The following is a 19415-nucleotide window of genomic DNA, read 5'->3' as shown; positions in this document are numbered from 1 at the left end:
GTTCCAATGGCTTACTTCTGTTCACTTTGTTGGTCTTTACGATGAACGCTAAAGTTGAACTTGGTGAGCTTGTTCGGGGTAATTCGCAACACTTTCGGGTTTTCGCTTACTACTTCCATGGAGGTGGAGAGCGAATCAGTGTCCAACTTCACTAGGAAGTTCTTACCTTTCTTATTGAGTACCCATTGGTCGGGCACGTGGTAACGACCGTACTGGTCTGTGTAAATAACGATTCCCTCAACCGTCATCAACTTAACGCCCGGAATACCATCTTCGTAGATACCTTTGTTCTCGATAACGATTTCCCACAGGTAATCCTCGCCATCGCGATATAGGTTTCTAGTTACATTGAGGTTTTCCGCACTCAGTCCCTTTTTCTTGTCCGATTCATGCTTAAACTGAATCTGACCTTGTGCATCGAACTCGATGCGAGAGCCCGCATCGGTCGTGACGTAGAAATCAAAGCTCTGCTGTGTGCGAGTTTTAAATTGAATAACCACTTTGCTGGTTTCTGGCAGTGTTCGGTTCACTGAATGTCCCCAAAGATCACCAAGATCCAAGCCTTGCTCAAGTGCAGTGGTTATCGCACCATCTTGAATAGCAACGTCTTGACCATCACGAATGATGTGCGTCGAATCAGCGATGTAGCCTTGTGTTGCTAAGTTCGCAGTTAGCTCAACATCAAACGCGGTTGCATCAGCTTGGAATCCATCTTTGTTGTGATCTTCAAAAACTTTACCGATGATCGATGAGGTATCAAACACCTTGTCCGGCTCTATGGTCACTTTGGCGGTGTCTTCATTAGAAACAGCCGTGCCATCAACCTTCGCTACTGCTGTGTTGATGTAATCACCAAAGGTGGCACCTACTGATACACGCAATAAGTAACGAATACGCAGCTTCTTGCCCGGATCAAAGTTCAACGATGTGAACATTAACTTGCCGGTGTCTGATGGCTCTTGAGAGATAACCTGATCGTCTTCCGTACCAAACTCACCATCATTGCCGCTTAGCACAACTTCTGATGTATCCACGATGTATTTCAGACCACCTGGGTAACGGTCTTCCACAGTCACGTTCTTAAAGTAAGATTCATTGTTGTTCTCAACGATGATCTCATACTCAACCGCATCACCCACTTGCGCGGTATCTTGCAGCGCAGACTTGGTTAGTTCCAACTCCCCAGAGTTATCTGGAATCTTCTTGATGTGAGTAGTTACGCTGTCGCTGGTTTCAGTACCGTCAGATTCAGTCGCCGTGAAGGTATTGGTAATGTCGTCATCCAAGCCCTTACCTAGCGTACCCACGACCTCAAACGCGAAGGCATTTCGTTTGTTGGATTTCAGGTTAACGGTGGTGTCTAAGTCTTTATTCGACGGGAAAGTAAGACGCTGAATAACCACGCCCGAATCGTCGACTTCGACACCTTCAATTGTCCAATCGGTAAAGACTTTATTAGCAGTGCTGTTTTGTAGCTCACTGATCTCATCGGTTAGACGAACATTGGCCGCGTTACCTTGACCGTTGTTAGTCACAGCTAAGTAATAAGTGACCCTGTCGTCATCTTCGGTGTATTCAGGTTTATCAGAACGTTTTTCAACAACCAGATCAGCACCCACCGGCGGTAAATCCAAAGCCGATACTTGGTCTGCCACTGCCTGCATCGAGGTTTCAGACGCCAACATGCCCTTAGAACGAGCGCGCATCGCTGGGCTGCCAGTTAAGTCGAGGTAGTAACCAAGCACATCGATGTTAGTCAGCATGTCTTCATTGACCGTCAATGTGAACGTGTAATCAATCTTGCCGCCCGGCGCGATGTCGACCAAGGTGAACAGGTCTTTGTTGTTATCAAAGGTGCCCGGTTGAGTTTCAGCCCCTTCTGATGTTGCCGTTAGTGTCCATTTATCAAACGCATTGCTAAAATCACCATCAATATGATCACCCATGGATTCAGAGAACTGAGTGTAAAGCGCGACATCTTTGGCTATACCACGGCCTATGTTTTGCACCACTAAGTGATACTCAACTTGCTCACCTGGAACGTAATACGGGGCATCGGTAAACAGCTCGGCTTGAACCACAGCCGCCACGGTGTGAACTGGAGGGCTGATAACATCGCCGCCGTCGACTTGCGCGGTGTTAATGATGTGTCCGGTCGCGGTATCGACTACGGTGCCTTTTGATCGGAACACAACTGTGCCGTGCGGCGCGATATCTACGTTGTACTCCGTCTGGCTAACTTGCTCGGTGGTGGTGCCTATTGTGGTTGAATCGACCACCAAAGAGGTGGAACCAGCCACAAAAGCGGGTCCTGTCGAACCGTTGTAGTAGGCGACCTCAATCGACTCCATATCATCAACAACACTTAAGTCACTGATGTAGTTGTTCGAGGTGTTTTCAATGGTGATCAAGAACTCAAGCTCACCACCCGGCTCATATTCGGTTTGCACATTGGTTTTCGTCGCAACAAACTCCGCCTCTTTCGGTGTGATAATCACTACAGAGTCTTGTGGGGCACCATTGTAAGTGATGGTGGCCGTATTGCTGATATCACCAATCGCTGTCGTGCGAATTAACGCCTTAACGTGGAAGGTTACTGTGCTCTGTGGCGCAACATCCATACTCACATCGATATCTTCACTCAAGTCAAACGTCTTGGGAGTGACAACAGAGCGATCGTCGGAAGCTTCAAAGCTCACTTCCCAAAGTAGGAATGCCGACTCTTGTTTATCCGCGGTCGTGTCGACTTGAATGTCACTGATGATGTCTTGAAGTTGAACACCAGATGCAAACGCATCAGAGCTGTTGGTTACGGTGATGTCGTAGTTAATCAGCTTGGTTACTTCATACGATGGCGTATCAACCGTCTTCTTGACCGAAACCGTCGCCAACACTGGTGTACTGGTAGCACTGTCATCAAATGTTGTGCCGTCAAAGGTCGCTGATGCGATGTTTGTAATATCGCCTGTCGCCAACGGATTAGTCGCCACTTGAATAGTGAAAACAATACTGTCTTGAGGCGCAATATCGAGCGTCTCATTAAGGTCTTCACCACTGGTTGCATCCGGTACTGGGGTTTCACCGGTTGTCGATACCGCCGATATTTGGATTGAAGCAGGGTCAAAAGCTTGTTCAGTCGCACCGCCTGCGATCGTGGTTTCAACCGACTTCAGCGCATCTTCAATAGCAACATCTTCAGCCCAACCTAAGCCGTTATTTTTAACGGTTACCGTGTACTGAAGCGCCTCTCCCGGAAGGTACTCTGCTTTATCGACGTCTTTAGTGATCTCAACTTGCGCGTCTTCTGGAATGTAGGTCGCGTCGGCAGAGTGCTCACCGTCGTCGCTATCAACTTTAACGACATTAGTGATCTCGCCTTTGGCCTTATCATTAACAGTGTTGGTCACGACAAATGAATAACTGTCACCCGGGTGAATGCTGTAAGTCACACTATAACCCTGTGCGTTATTAACCGCATCTTTGCGAGCATTCAGAGCTGGATCGCCACTGCCATCAAGCTGTTCGTCGCTAATGATCCAATTACCTGTCAACGCTTGCTCTTGATCTGGGCTGTTAGCCACCTCTGTTATGATGGTGTCGATACGATCAGTTAAGACTTGATCGACAAGGTAACCTTCACCCGTGTTAGCCACAGTGATCTTGTATGAGATTGGTTGACCCGGTTGGTATTTGGCATCAGGTTCTGCAATTGGCGTCGTCTCTTTGGTTAGAACCAATTGACCCGACTTCGGAGTGATAAAGCCTTCTCGTAAGCGAGCGATCTTCGAATCGTCCAAACCATGTCGTAGATAAGCCGTATTGGTAAAGCGTCCAATCGCATCATCACGAACCTTACCTTGAACATGAATACGGATAACTGTGTACTTATTACCGCCACCCGTACCTGCATCGTCACGCCCTGCCATCTTGATAGATTCGGCAGGTAAATCGATGTCTGGATTGTTTTGACCAACTAACTTATCAAGCTCTGAGAAGTCATTAGCGTTGAGATCTGACGGCGCCGAGTTATAAAGCACATCATAATCTACCGTCCATTCTGTCAATGCCGTTTTCATTGAACCATCGACGGTTTCGACTTCAAAGCCGCTGATGATGTCACGAATCGAAAACAGGCCAGAATCCACATCGTCATTGGTGATGTCAATGTAGTAATTCACTGTTCCACCCGGCACGTACTCAGGCGTATCCGTCCATTTATCAATTAGGATATTCGAGCGGCCCGGATCAAGTACGATGTCGTTGGTGTTATCACCGTTCACTTGCGCCGTGTTGGTAATAGTGCCTGTCGCTGAAGTCGACACGGTGCCTTTCACGTCAAACACAATACGCTCACCAGGACGAAGATCGACAGTTGCATTCAATGGTACGCTACCGCTGTAGTTACCTTGCACGTCATAAGTGCCAACAGGTTCAACCGCAATAGCCGTTGTCCAGCTAGAGAATGCATCATCGCCATCTTCGGTTTTAATGGTGTGAATCGCATCGATAACGCTCACATCATTTGCGATGCTATCGCCTGTGTTATCTAACGTAACTTGATACTCAACATCACCACGTGGTGCGTAAGTACAACTGCTGCCATCGTTTGAAGGAACAGAACACCCTGCCGATTCACCATCGGTATAAACCAAGGTTTTAAAGTAATCGAGCTCGGCATCTTTAGGTGGTATCACTTGCGACGTCGCAGAGCCACTTCCTGCGGTCACTTGGTTCGCATCAATCGTGCCCAAAGCATCATCACGAACGACACCGGTTAAGTTAAAGGTCAGCACTTCTCCCGCGGCAATATCGGTTTCAATATCAAGGTTGCCGCTGGTGTTGTAGCTTGGTACATAGGTATCAATGTTGGCATCAATACCATTGCTAACTTCATGGGTGATATCGCCAGAAACAAAAGCGAATTCCGTTTTACCGCCAATCACTTCGACTTGAATGTCTGTGATTGTGTCTTTGATCTGAATATCATTCGCCCAACCGTTTTCAGGGTTTGTGACTACAAATTCATACTCAACTTCGTCACCCGGAAGATAGGTATCACCATCACTGAACGGGTTGCCGTTGATCGACACAACACGTTTTTCAACACTGGTATTATTTTCAAGCGGCATTAAATTCGCTGTTCGAGCACTACCGTCGTACGTCGCTTTATTTTGAACGTCACCCAATGCATCTTCACGAATTTGAGCATGAATAGTGAACGTTAGGCTTTCTTGAGGCGCGATAACAATTTCGTTATCAATATCGATGTTATTGCCAGGTACAAAGTCAATCGCGTCGGTAATAGAGCCTGTCGCAGCCGTTTTATCTAGGCTAACGTCCCAGCCAGCCAAGAACGGTTGTCCAACAGGATCACCACCTGAAGTGGTGCTGTCTTCTGCAATACGAGTTTGAATTTCCGAAATCGCATCTTCTAGGCGAGAACCATATTCTATACCATCACCCGCATTCTTAATCTCAACACGGTAGTAAACCTCACTCTCGCCAGAAGCTTGAGAATATTCAGTTTTTTGCGAAGAGAAGCCTGCATCATAAAACGCTTTTTTAGAGAACGTGACTTCAGGATCCGCCATCGTTGATGGTGGCGATACCGCGATCAACTCATTGCCATTGTCTTCGTCGATGAAAGCTTTGTTGGTAAAAGAACCAACCGCTTTCGGACTGATCTTGGCTTTTATGACATAGCGGACAAACGCTGACGATGCAGCTCGGCCAAAGTTGTCTGCCGAGATATCGAAGTGAGTATCAATCGGCTTATTGTCTTGGATTGAGTTATCAACATCTGGGTTGGAAATACCTGAGCTATCTGAAGACGTTTCAATTTCCCAACTATCGAAGGCAGGACCACGACTACCATCGAAATATTGTGTGGTTATTTGGTCGATGTCATCACGCAAGCTCATATCATCAACGTGGGCGCTCGCAATGTTCTCAATTAAAATTTCATACTCAACATAACCACCTGGCATGTAGTTAGTTGCGCCAACCAGTTCGTTTTCATCCGTGTCGTAATACGCCAGAATGTTCTTTTCAAAATCAACTTTTCGAGCTTCTTGACGAATATCATGAGATATCGTGTCGCCATCGACGGTTAGAACGTTAACAACATCGCCATTGGCTTTGTCATTGATAGTCGCGACAACTTGGTACTCAAGCTTAGCGCCCATCGGGATATCGGCTTCAACATTTAAGTTACTGTTGGTTGATGTGTAAACATTGCCAGCACCTGCGCCCGCATCCACATACTCAGAATCGGTTCCAGTTGCGATCGATGTGATGGTCCAATCTGAATACGCTGGTCCTGTATTACCATCCACTAAGCTGACCGTAATATCTTCGAGGTTATCGACGATTGGAATATCGTGCGCGTTACCTTTGCCGTCATTTTCAATCACTAAGTGATAGGTCACCGTCTGAGCTGGCTCGTACACCACTTCATCAGTCGTTTTATCAAAATCTAAATGGTAATCATCGGGAATCACGACGGTATCTCGGTAATGAATATCACCGACCGCATCCGGTCTTACTGTACCTGTTACTGTGTAAGTCACGTCTTCGCCAGCATCGATATCAATTGAAGTCACAATGTCAGTGTCGTTCGCAACATCACCGTCTTTGGTACCATCGGTTGTACCCGCGTTCGCAGGGTCGCTCTTAGCAACCGCCACCGTAAACTTGTTTGAACCTACCGAATCATCGAAAAATGGATTACCTGAATTGCCGTCTTGTAGCTCCACTGATATGTCATTAATCAGTTCGTTAACGTCAACGTTATTTCGATAACCGTGCCCGTCTTGAGAGTTGTACTTGATGGTATAAGTCAACTGATCGCCCGGAGAGTAGCGGTTAATGTTAGTTGTGCGAACAACGCCGCCACTGTTATGTACCTGATGATTTTCAGCCACGGCACGTTTGGCATACTCACAATCGTCAGTACAACCGGCATTATCGTTATGAATCAGCACTGCTTCGTTGCGGATTATGCCGCCGTCTCTGTCAGCGACACCATTAGATACCGCATTGTCTTTGACATGCGCCTTAATACGCACCGTGACAAAGTCTTTGGCCGGAATTGAAACTGGGAACTCCACATCTTCAGTCGTTTGAGGGCCGAAACCTGAGCCAGTATCAACAGACCAATAGTCAAACGGGTTTTGATTAAGAACATCTTCTACTTCACCATCTTTATCATTCGCTAGCGTAGTAGTGATCTCACTCAGGCGATCCATGAAGATAAGATCGGTCTCATCAGTGTCGCTGTTATTGCCAATAACGATGGTATAGGTGAGATCTTCACCCGGTGTGTAACGGACAACATCGGTCGTTTTAGCTAGTGAAACATTGATGTCATAGGTACTGTGTGAGTTATCTATTTGAGCGGAAGAGCTGTGGTCACGGTCTGTAATAGGATCGTAAACATCAACACGGTTAGATACTTGTTCTTCTTCATAGTCAGACTTAACAATGCCGCTCACCTCATAGTGAACCCACCCTCCGGGAGTGATATCAACGTCGGTATTGATGTCAGTGTCGTTAGTAATGTCACCGTAACGAGAACCTGGCTTATCGGTATTGGTCGAACCTACAATTGTCCAACTATTAAAGAAGTTAAGCGCTGAAATGCTATCTTGTACCGTTGCGTCATTTGCGTAACCAATGCCGCGGTTATAGATATAAATATCGAATGTAGCGCGCTCACCTACAACAAAGTCGGTATTTTGAGCGGTCTTAGCGACTACAAGATTCGGTTCGCTAGGATAGGTACGTACCGTATCCGATAGATTAGTATCTGGTCCCGTCACTGTTGCGGTATTGGTGAATGCTCCCCAAAGAATCTCACTGTCGACACTGCGATCGAGTGTCCCAACAATGGTATAAGTAATCGTCGCACCTGGCGGGATCTGAGCGGTGGCATCCAGATCATTGTTATCCGAGAACGATCCAGGGTCAGTCACAGCTTTCACCCACGGAGAGTCTGCCTCTCTTTCTGCACTGATCGTCCACGAAGAGAACACGGGCTTGGTTTCACCCGGCTCGTGAAGTAACTCTGCTTCTATGGTATTGATTTCATCTTTAACATTGATGTTGGAGGCGAAGCCGTTCCCTGCTGGGTTGGTAATGCTGATCGTATAAGTGACAGTATTGGTGGTGTCGGTATACGCGTTTTGTTCGTTATGACCATCAACACGCTTATCCAATACTAAGTAGTAATCTCGTGGGTATGAGCCTCTATCGGAATAAAGCACGCTGTCGACCGTCACTTCATTACGGATTTCATCATCAGCAATGGGGTTTACGATCGCCGCAATGCTATAAACAATCTTATCGTGTGGGGCCAACTTAGCCTTCTCGTCCAAGATAAGTTTATTGCTTTGATTACCTTCAATTTGACCAGTAAAGCCGGGATCACTGTTTGTCGAAATTGAACCGTCAGAGGCATAGGATTTCGCAGTAATAACCCAGCTCAAATACGCTTTAGTCGGTGTATCATTAATAGACTGAGTCATGACAGACACTAAATCATCATAAACCGGTACATCTATCGCGTAGCCGTCACCGTTATTCTCTACCGTAATGTCGTAGTTCAGGGTACCGCCAGCTGAGTAGTAACGAGAATCCACTTCCTTTTGGACTTTTAATTTCGAGTTTGGCATTTGTACACCAGAGCCCGACTCGCCTAAGTTATCCCCTAAACACAAACCCGCATCGGTACCATCATCAACAATCTGACCCACACTGGTGTCTGCCACTTTTGCGGTCAGCTTATAATGAACGTAGCCTTCAGGTGCGAGGTCGACTTTCAAATTGATGTCGTTTGTTGTCCAAGTATTGTAATTAAATGAACCATAATTCGATCCATCACCACTTCTATCGGCGACTTCAAGCTTCCACTCGGAAAATGCTGAAGCGTTAGAGCCATCCGCTTGCTCTGTCACGATACAAGCAAATTTATCGATAACTTCAATATCGTTGGCGAAAAACTCTGTGTCCTTGTTAGAAATAACAATGTCATAAACCACTTCGTTATCACCGGCTATCCCCGGGACATAAATAGTATCTGTGGTGTTCTTATTACGTGTAATTTGACTTGATGACGTAGTCAGAACGTCTTTCGAATCGAGAATATTAGCCAAAGCATCGCCAGAATCAGCGAGGCCATCAGCATCAACCACTCGGGCAACAACTTGGGGGATTTGACCAATAGACACAGGGCTAACGTCCACCACAACGGAATAAACAATCTGCTCACCGGGATAGATAGACACTTTGTCTTCTAGTGACTTGTTGGACTCCTTTCCAGACGCATTGAGTTCAGAAAGGCTATTAGAACCAATCGAGGTCACTTCGTTGGTCCAAAAATCGTAAGGATTACCAACCGTGTCAGTTGCGTTCTTTTCGTTGCTGACATCGTTACCTAGATCGGTTTCAAGATCCGCAAGAAACTGCTGAACAGAATAATGGTACGCGATACCAGTGTTTGCTTGGTTAGCAACCGTGACCGTATAGGAAAACTCATCGTCGACTAGGTAGTTATCCGATTGGTTCAAGGTATGTGTCAGGGTGATACTAGGCTCAGTGGGTGGAGTGATAACCTCATCAACTGTGACCAAGTCATCGCGTGTTTCAGCCGTTATGTCGTCATTAACAATGTCGCCGACTAAATTGTCGGCAACGGTCGCTTGAATTTCGTAAGTCACAGACCCGCCTATATCAATCGACGCATCACTTACTGCTAAGTCCCCTGATTCGGCGAAGGTGCCTGGTTCGCTCTTGCTGCCTTCAACCTTGCTGACTGAGTTAACGTTGTCAGTAAAGGCTTGTTGCAAAGCCCCTTCAATATTGAGTGCCTTTATGTCTGAAATGACATCTTGAACGTCGAGCGTCTGAATAAACGTATCGCCAGTATTCGAAACCTTAATCTTATAGGTGAGTTTGTTATTGAGTTGATAGTTCGCCTTATCGACCGAAACAACAACATCGTGTTGATACACGCCACGTTGAATGGATTCTGTATTTGATTCAACAGTATCCAACAGTCCAGTGCTCACACTTGCGACGTTATCAATCGTTCCGGCTGCGTCACCAGAAACGGTGGCGACCATGGTGTAGGTCACCGACCCACCAGCTGCAATACGCACACCTGATGCATCTAAGTTTCCGAAGCGACTGTAATCACCTGGAGATGAAAGGAAGGAGGATTGCGCTTGAGTCGAGACTTGCGAGAACGCGCTGACATTATTCCCTTGGTCATCTGTCGTTAAGATATTTAATAGCTCATCTTTAACGTCCAACTCAGCAATAGCTTTATCCGACTCATTCGTTAAAACAAGCGTATAAGCCACCTCTTGGCCGTTGTCGTAAGACGCGCTGTCAACAGACAGATCCATAACAAGACCCGCTGTGTCCGCATAGGAGGCAAATGGAAACAATAGAATGGATAAGAAAAAGGCAAGATTGTATCTGAACATTAACGCGCACTTCACAGTAGATTGACAAGCGTCTAGGCAAAAAGCCATAGATTTGACGTCACTAATTTGGCACCCAGCCTGTTAGGGACATGCGCAACATACAGTTCAAACAATCCGAACAATTAACATCCGTAAAAAACAAATTACTGAAGATGTTAAATAGAGAGTCTGATGTCTAAATTAGAATCAAGACATTGAGTTAATTATCAGAAGGTTAATGTTTTAATGAGTGAGTTTTCACAGTTGTTACGTAACTTCAGAAAGGAACTTCAATTTACGCAAACAGAGTTTGCAACCTACTTAAATCAGCTGGACGATGAGTTTAATGCGGTTGACGTCGTAACGATAAATCGTTGGGAAAACAGTAAGGTAAAGCCTAGTACATACAAAGCACTCAAGATCTTACAGTACCTTGGCGGAGATTTGTTTGAGACAATAAAGAGCTTTAAGTCCGAACAAAAAGACACGTTAATCGAACTGTTTTTAAACGAATCCTATGGCTCATTTCAAAGTAGAATTTCAGCTCTATCAGGCCTGAATCAACAACAAGGCAAACGCAACTTTAAGTCACTGCCTTTAATGTCAGAGCCGTGTGACACTGGCGTTATCGACAGAATCAAACTACTTTCTAAATTCACAAAAGTCGATATTTCGCCACTGGACCAAATTGATTTATATCTCTACTACTGTGAGAAAAAAGCACATGGTCACAAGCTGATCAATGTAGATGGCGACATTGTGAGTCACAACGTAGGCTTTTTCTTTGAAGACCATCAATTTGAGACATTAAAAACTCAAGAGCTAGATCTAAGAATTGCCTGCTCTTTAAATTCAAGCAAAAGCATAAATTATTTTAATATAAGCTCACACTCAGAGAAAAAAGATCATGTTATTGAGCATATAGTTTCAGATATAAAGTTACTTTCTCAGAACAAAAACATTAAAAAATATTCTGTTTTAGTAAAAGATCCCAATATGATGAAACTCTTGAAGGGCGTGGGGTTTGAAGTGTTTAAATTTTCAGAACCTTCTGCTAAAAAATGTAATATCACATTCAAAAATAAACATTATAGCTACTGTATATTAACGATTGATAAAATAGACTACCTGACGAATCGGAACGTAATGTCACTAATCAAAGATGAATATTCTACCATGATGAAATTTCCGCAATTACTGCGCGAAGCGCGCAAGAAATTGAAGTTAACGCAAAAGGATTTTGCGGCATACATTAATCACTTAGATGATGAATTCAGCTCTGTAGATGTCGTAACGATAAATCGATGGGAAAATAGCAAAGTAAAGCCAAACAATTACAAGGCTCTAAAACTATTGGACTGCCTTGGCCTGGACTTGTATACAACGTTGAAATCCTTTGATTCAGAAGATAACGAAGACAGTGCATTACTTGAAGACTTCCTTCGTGAGAGGTTCTTTTCGTTTCAAAGCCGAATATCGTCTATCACTAAAGGGGAAATAGAAGAAGGCTGCGACTGTCAGATCATGCCACTAATGACAGATCAGAATGACAAAGCAGTAATAGATAGAATAAAGCTGATTTCACAATATACAAAGATGGATCCTTCAGCCCTTGATACCATAGATCTGTTTCTCTATTGCAGTGAAAAAAAGGCGCATGGCAGAAAAATGGTCGATGTTAATGGCGATATTGTTAGTCATAGCCTAGGTTTTTTCTTCAACGAAGAGGTGTTCGAGCAATACCAAAATAAGCATCTACATATTAAGCAAGCTTGCTCTTTAGATTCTAACCAGAACTTAAATTACATTGTGGTTAGCGGTCACTCTGAGAAGCGCGAACAATCTATTGCGAACCTAATTTCCGATATGAAGCTTCTTGCAAGAAATACTAAGATTAAAAAGTATTCCATGATCATTAAAAACCCAAGTGCATTGGAACTTATGAAGAACATCGGATTTGAAATATGGAAGTTTTCAGAACCAACAGAAGAAAAGTCGAACATTACCTTCAAAAACAAAAACTACCGCTATTGCGTACTGACTATCGACAAGATCGAATTACTTAGTAACAAGAATGTTATCGCATTTATTAATAAATATGGTTAACGACTCAGGTTTACTGGATATAAACAGCCACCAAACAATAGGTGGCTTTTTAATCCTCCGAGAGCTACCCATTAGCAATAGGGTGAATCAGTCAATTAGCCAGATATACGACCAGCGGTATTAATCAGACAAACACCTAAGGCAATTGCGTCTGTATTTCAGATAACACCGTATCTAACCCTTCACCTAGTGCTTCAACAAGCGCTTCATAACCTGCTTCTTTCAAGGGTACTTTGGATTCGAAGTCGGCACGCGCAAGTACTGTATCTTGATCGCTCAATACCCAAGTTCCTTTCACTTCTGCGTTTCCGGTATAAGAACCATTGAACTGCTCAAAGGTTATCGTCAACTCTCTTTCGGGCTCTCCTGATGTATCAGAGGTATTGACCCGCTCTTCAAGCAACCCTTCAAGGTTCTCAGCCCAAACGTGTTTACGCGCAGACACCAATTCATTTTCAGACTTGCGATAAGCTATTCCTATCGTGTCGAGGTAATCCGGCAAATCAACACTAGTTTTGACCTTAAAGATGGGCTTATCCAATGTACTTTCAGGCAAGAGGTAGGCGTTAGTACCATCAGTAGGCGCAGCGCACCCCAAGAGCCCGACTGACACAACCAGTGATATAAATAGCTTTCTCATTATTCCACTCCCTTAACTGGAATCGGGTCTTCTTCTACTTCGCTACCGAACACCAACGCATTCGGTTTGTCGTTCAGCACTTTAATCAGTGGGCGAAGCTCTTTTAACACATGTTCTAACTCTTCAGATGCACTGATCAATTGCTTGTAAGCGTCGGAGTCATCATCGTAACTTTCTAATGTCGCCTCAAGTTGCTTCATGGTGTCACTCAGATCTTGTGGTAACGCTTTTGCGCCCTCACTACCCATCAGTTGATCGACACTCTTCAAGGTAATATCTAATGATGCAAGCGATCCGTTTAAATTGGCAATAGTCGCGTCTAACGGTAGCTCGTTAATCTTGGTTAGGAAATCGGTGATCTGATTTTGAATTTCGGTTAGACCACCCGCGACAACTGGGAACACAGGGTAACCATCAAACTCTCTGGGTTCGTAAGTCTCCTCATCTTCATAAAAATTAATGTCGACAAACAGCGCTCCTGTAAGCAAGTTACCCGTTTTCAAGGTCGCTCTTAACCCTTCGCCCATTTGCAGCTTGACGCGTTCAGCAAAGGCTTCGGCATTCACGGCTCTAAAGACTTCAGAAACTCGTTCTATTTCCAGCTTGATTAAGATAGGAATACGGTTCGAGACTTTGCCATCTTTATCCATGCGAATTTGTAACGGCACCGTATCTACAGTGCCAATCCTGACACCACGATACTCCACTGGAGCTCCTTTCCTTAAACCTCGAACCGATTCTTCAAATAGCAACACATACTCGATCGATGTCGTGTACTTACCTTGTAAAACCGCGTCGTAATTGTCGTACAGTGTGTACTCTTGAAGGTTCTCTTTTATCTGTAATCCAGGCTTAATACTCTCGGCTACATCAAAGCTCACACCCCCAGTCAGGATGCTTTCTATTGATGCAAAGTTAACGTCTAAACCATTCGCACCAAACTTCACATCGATTCCAGAAGATAGCCAAAACTGCGTTTTTTCGAAAATCAGGCCATCATAAGGTGCAAAGATAAACAGTTGGTATTTACCCTCTTTCTTTTCATAGTCAAAGCTTGTTTTCTCAACCCGACCCACCACGAAGCCATGATGCAAGACAGGTTCTCCTACACGCAGTTGATTGGCCTTATTATGTGAAACCACCACACGAATTCCTTTGGTATCAGGTCCCGCGACGGGTGGTGTATCTAATACATCGAACTTCAATTGAGACTCACTCGATTTACCCGGCTTCAACTCAATGTACGACCCCGACAAAATGGTCTCAAGCCCACTAATGCCATCGGTGCCGACATGGGGCTCAACCACCCAAAACTGGGTTTCTTTATTGATCATGCGTGAGGCTTTCTTGTCTATCTGAGCTTTGGCTATGATGTATTCGTAATTTTCACTCAGCGCGACATCCGTAATAGTGCCCACATGTACATTTTTAGACTTAATTGCTGTCTTTCCCGCTTCGATACCTGAAGCATCAGGCAAGATCAAAGTGATCTCTGGTCCGCGATTGTTGAAGTACTGAAACAACATCCAACAGCCGACCAGAACCGCGATAATGGGCACAATCCAGACCGGAGACAATTCATTTTTTTTTGATACTTTCGCATCTGACGCGCTTTGTTTATCCATATACCCCACACCTCTACCGAGAGATTATTTCCATATAATTCGAGAATCAAAAATCATTGCCGATAACATAGTGAAAATGACGACGGCAGCAAAAGACAAAGCAGCAGGCCCAGGATAAATCGCCATCAATCCGTCTAATTGAACCAAGGCAACCAGAATGGCAACCACAAAAATATCTATCATTGACCACCGACCAATAAACTCAGTAACACGGTATATTTTGAGAAATCGAGTCGCTTCATCAACAGGTAAACCCTGAACCCTTTTTGCATTCCAATACAAGTGTGCCAGCGCAATCATTTTTGCCATCGGTATAAACACACTGGCAAGCAAGATGATCAAAGCGACTGGGTATGACCCCATATTCCACAGAATGATGACACCTTCGATGATGGTTGAACCTTCACTCGTCCCGAATGCAGACGTATACATCATTGGGTATAGGTTTGCCGGGATGTAAAAAATAATGGATGTGAGTAATAGAGCCCACGCTATCTGAAGGTTTTTGGTTGGATTAAATCGGTGTAGGTGAACATGACAACGAGAGCATTGACTAAGTTGGTCATCATACAAGTGAACCTGCCCACAAACATGACAAACCAAATGCTCATGCTTTTGGAAAAGGCTACCCGTTACCGATTCGTGCAACGAGTTCGGAGGGATCAATCGGTCCCAGATCCAATCAAAATCAACCAACGAAATGGTTTTGACCACCAGCATAGCGTAGATACCAAATGCCCAAAATGATATGCCCATAGAGACATCGGCTAGTGCTGCTATTTTAATCAAACTAACCAACACACCAATCAAAAATACATCCACCATGAGCCACGGTTTAACCCAGCTCAAGGTCTTTAAAATGAAGATCGCTAAACGGCTTAGGTTCGGCGAGTGGGTGCGCCTTTTTTCAGTCAACGAATAGAACCAGATCGCGCTAATCAGAAAATAAGCAGGCAGGAAAATAACGGCAAGAAATAAGAGTGCGGCAATCAGTGAATTATCTAACCTATTCATCATATCCACGGCTTGATAAAGGGTTATTTGTTGACTGATACCTTGGACGCTAAATGACATGTAGGGAAAAGTAAGACTCATCACGAGTGTGATCAAACTGGCCACTGCGTAGGCCATCACTCCTTGCCCCTTACTCGCGCCGATGCTGCACAAAGTATGATGACAACGAGGGCACGACGCCTCACTGCCCGAAGGTAATTCCCGGAACTGACTGACTAACCCACATTCGATGCATGACTTGGTACAAAGATCAGACAATAACGGATCCTCTTAGCGGTTGATAAGCAACTAGACACCAAGACTAACTATAAGTAAGGGTTGGATTTTTTGCCAATATGCACACAATTAAACAAATACAGTATGGTAGAAATGAGAGGTAGAAAGATAAAAGAAGAGATGACCAATTGGTCACCTCCTTTTAATCATTGAACGAATACAAACGGCAACGATTTAACTCGTTGCCGTAGTCACGCACTATTTACAGCGTGATCAGTTGTGATTGTTGTTTAACTGATAGAAAGTCACTTGCGCATAATCGCTGTCGTCACTTGAGTTATCTTGCAAGTAGATACCTGCTTTGAAGTACATGTAGTTATCTGCATCGTCATAACCGCTGTTACTCATATCCACTTCTTTTGCCGCCAATTCTGAGCCATTTTGACTAATGGTAGTAATCAACTTGTCACCTCCAACAACAATGGAATACGAGAAGGTTTCATCGAGTGCAATACCGTCACTTGGGTTGCTAGTGCTGTTTAAATCACCGTCAGACGTCACCATGTTACCTAATAGATTATGCCAAGTTTCATCGCCACCGCTCGATTTCGATGTTTCATGAGCAAAGTAGATTGCGCCTTTGTCGTTGCCTGGTAGTTTATGGTAGTAAAGGCGAATAGGTTCGTTTTTCTCGGCATGGATCTGGCCAATCACGATTCGACCCACTTGTTCAGTGTTCGAAGTGGTTGTTGTCACGTGGTTGATGGCTAACGTCGCATTTAACGTCCCGTCGATACCACCAAAGTCCGACTGCTCACTCGATGGAATAGACGAAAACGCCCAGTTATTGTCTTTACCCGAAGTGGAGTAAGAGGTATCACCGCGACGAAGCATTTCTCTTAATTCAGTACGAACATATTTTGTTCCGCTAGATGTAGTCACGCCTTCGACTGGCGTGTAGAACACTAAGCCACCATCACTACCGGTATAGAAGAATTGGTCTTCATAACCCGAATCCAGCGTGTTCTCTTTGATAGAAGTTGCGTAGCCGTCACCTTCATCAACGGGAATGCTCACATACCAGTCCAGTAAGTCGAAATTACCTGACGGCGGTAGGTTTGGATCGAGTCCATAGTCAGGGCTATCATTGCCACTGATTTCGACTTCAGTAATATTCGTCCAAACACTTTCCGCACTGTTTTCAAAGACTTTGATACGAACCCAACGAGCTTGAACATCCGTCACATCGTAGGTTTCAAAACCAGATGTGCTGCCACTACTATATCCATAGTAAACCTTGTCCCAGCTGCTTGAAGTTTCATCAGCGAGCGCTCTGATCTCGAACTTATAAGTTTGCTCTTCGCCTTTACCCCAAGCTATCGCGACGTCTTGAACATTTTGTACCGAGCCTAGGTCGAGCACTAAATTGACGGGCGCATTCTGAGCAGCCCAACGTGATGACCAATCAGTGCTTCCATCAATCGTATTCGAAGCTGGGTAAGAGTTGTGCGCTCCACCCCAGTCTGACGCGGATTGAATGTTCAGTGTTTCAGCCGATACGCCATAAGTAGCCATCGCTAAAAGAACCGCACACGACAATTGTTTGTAAGGTTTAAGTTGGTGAGTTCGAGGTTTGCAATAAGTGAGTTTGCAAGGTTTAAAAGTCATACAAGTCTCCATGATATATTTCACGTATATTATTTATTCCATATTTTGTAGGGTGTTACCGAAGTAACGAGAACCACTATAGGACAATATTTGTACGACAAGTTGAACAAGCATCACGATCATGAATTATTATATTACAAATAAATAACTATGTGACATGAACCATTCTTATACCAAACACATCATCTAATAAGACAGCAATATAACGAGAAGCTTTAAACCAAATTACACTTGAGCTTCTCTTCCAACGCTTGGATACACAGCTTGATGGCGATAGGCGTATTTGAAGCAAATGGGTTTAGCGCATAAACCGTGTTGGTCGGTAGTTGGAAGCTTGGCATTATGTCGACCACTTCATTAGATAACTGAGAGAGGTAGAAATCTGGAATCACACCGATACCGACACCAGATTTGATCAAGGCAAGGCAGCTGTGGAAAGAGTTGGTGGTGCAGCTTGCTTGTTGTTGGTAAACGAAGTCTGTTTCAGTGTGAGAGGTAAAGTAATGAGAGATCTGCTTCCCCTGCCACGAGTTAGCGATATAAGGGATAGAATCAAGCTCGCGTTCACGCATGCTTTCAACGCCACACAACACATCTTTAAATTCACCCAAGCGTTTCTGCTTGAGGTTACTGTCACGAGAACTACCCACTCGTACCGCGAGATCAATATCGTGCTCCATGAAGTCTAGATGTTGATCGTCGCTTATCAGTTCTGGCTTTAGCTTCGGATATTGCTTCATCAGATCCGCAATAACAGGCGCAACCAACAAGTCCATCAGCGCATTAGGTGCCGTGATACGAATCCGACCTTGTGGCTCTTCTAGCTCAGCTTTTGCCATATCCCAAGCCGATTCAGCGATCACATTGATGTCTTTGCAACTCAAATAAAAGCGCTCACCCATGCTTGTCAGAGTTTGTCTTCGTGTAGTGCGTTTAAGAAGTGAAGCACCTAACTCTTGTTCTAGAATTTTGAGATGTTGACTGACGACAGATTTAGACAACTCTAGCTTTTCAGCCGCAGCCGAGACTGAACCCTGCTCTACGATATGAGCGAAAATCGACATCTGCTTTAGCTTACTCATCTTATTGTTCTCTTTTTACAAACAGTATTTTCTATTATCTCTGTTTTTCAAATCAATTTCCAAGACTAAACTCAATTCAACTTATCGAGATACCAAATAAAAAAGACAGTGCTCGAAACAAGACTGTTATGGAGAAAGACAATGTTAGACAACCAAATTTTAGAAGCATGTAAGCAAGGCATTAACGCGTGGCAAAAGGCTTTCAACAACCAAGATGCGAAAGGTTGTGCCGATCAATATACTAAAAGCTGTGTAATGGAAGCGCGTCCATTTGGTACTTTTGAAGGTCGTGAAGCGATTCAAGCATTTTGGCAAAACATCATCGACCAAGGCTTCAAAGACGTTGATTACACCGATGTTAAATGGGAAGAGCACCCAGACGGCGGTTACATTCTTACCGCTAGCTGGACAATGAACAAAGCGTTTGGTGTTGTACATCGTGAACACTGGGCACTTGAAGCCGATGGCTGTGCTCGCTTAGTCAGCGACGACTTCGAAGTTCAAGGCGAACGCTAGAGCTGTAATTAAAGGCTCAAAACTCAAAATAGAAACAGAAAACAAAAAGCCAGCAATCCAAATGGACTGCTGGCTTTTTAAT

8 protein-coding genes are annotated in these 19415 nt (G+C 44.4%); 2 read left to right on the top strand and 6 right to left on the bottom strand.

What is annotated here, in order from left to right; translation table 11 throughout:
- Nucleotides 1-11: 11 nt before the first annotated feature.
- On the bottom strand, nt 12-10406 hold the full coding sequence (locus MSG34_RS12180; RefSeq protein WP_248337596.1) for a DUF11 domain-containing protein: 10395 nt from the start codon (nt 10404-10406) through the stop codon (nt 12-14).
- 306 nt (nt 10407-10712) lie between these two features.
- On the opposite strand from MSG34_RS12180, the gene MSG34_RS12175 reads away from it, so the two are divergent.
- Nucleotides 10713-12572 (top strand): helix-turn-helix transcriptional regulator, encoded by a 1860-nt coding sequence (locus MSG34_RS12175; RefSeq protein ID WP_248337594.1) that lies wholly within the window; start codon nt 10713-10715, stop codon nt 12570-12572.
- Between the two features lie 136 nt (nt 12573-12708).
- Here MSG34_RS12175 and MSG34_RS12170 read toward each other — a convergent pair whose 3' ends face one another.
- From MSG34_RS12170 to MSG34_RS12150, 5 genes are all read right to left on the bottom strand, one after another.
- On the bottom strand, nt 12709-13212 hold the full coding sequence (locus MSG34_RS12170) for an ABC-type transport auxiliary lipoprotein family protein (RefSeq protein ID WP_248337592.1): 504 nt from the start codon (nt 13210-13212) through the stop codon (nt 12709-12711).
- Nucleotides 13212-14837: an intermembrane transport protein PqiB gene (gene pqiB, locus MSG34_RS12165; protein ID WP_248337590.1), complete on the bottom strand. Its 1626-nt coding sequence runs from the start codon at nt 14835-14837 to the stop codon at nt 13212-13214. The genes MSG34_RS12170 and pqiB overlap by 1 nt, the downstream gene beginning before the upstream one ends.
- 24 nt (nt 14838-14861) lie before the next feature.
- Nucleotides 14862-16109 (bottom strand): paraquat-inducible protein A, encoded by a 1248-nt coding sequence (locus tag MSG34_RS12160; protein ID WP_248337589.1) that lies wholly within the window; start codon nt 16107-16109, stop codon nt 14862-14864.
- 231 nt (nt 16110-16340) lie between these two features.
- Entirely contained in the window at nt 16341-17735 is a 1395-nt protein-coding gene (locus MSG34_RS12155; protein WP_248337587.1) for a polysaccharide lyase family 7 protein, read from the bottom strand.
- Between the two features lie 215 nt (nt 17736-17950).
- On the bottom strand, nt 17951-18817 hold the full coding sequence (locus MSG34_RS12150; RefSeq protein ID WP_086970306.1) for a LysR family transcriptional regulator: 867 nt from the start codon (nt 18815-18817) through the stop codon (nt 17951-17953).
- A gap of 141 nt (nt 18818-18958) precedes the next feature.
- On the opposite strand from MSG34_RS12150, the gene MSG34_RS12145 reads away from it, so the two are divergent.
- A complete protein-coding gene (locus MSG34_RS12145) occupies nt 18959-19333 on the top strand; it encodes a nuclear transport factor 2 family protein (protein WP_248337586.1) in 375 nt (124 codons plus the stop codon).
- The last annotated feature ends 82 nt before the right edge of the window (nt 19334-19415 follow it).

This window comes from Vibrio sp. 1CM2L, assembly GCF_023161695.1.
In the GTDB taxonomy this organism is placed as follows: domain Bacteria; phylum Pseudomonadota; class Gammaproteobacteria; order Enterobacterales; family Vibrionaceae; genus Vibrio; species Vibrio coralliirubri.
Note: the sequence above shows the minus strand (reverse complement) of the source record. Positions and strands in the feature narration are given on the sequence as shown.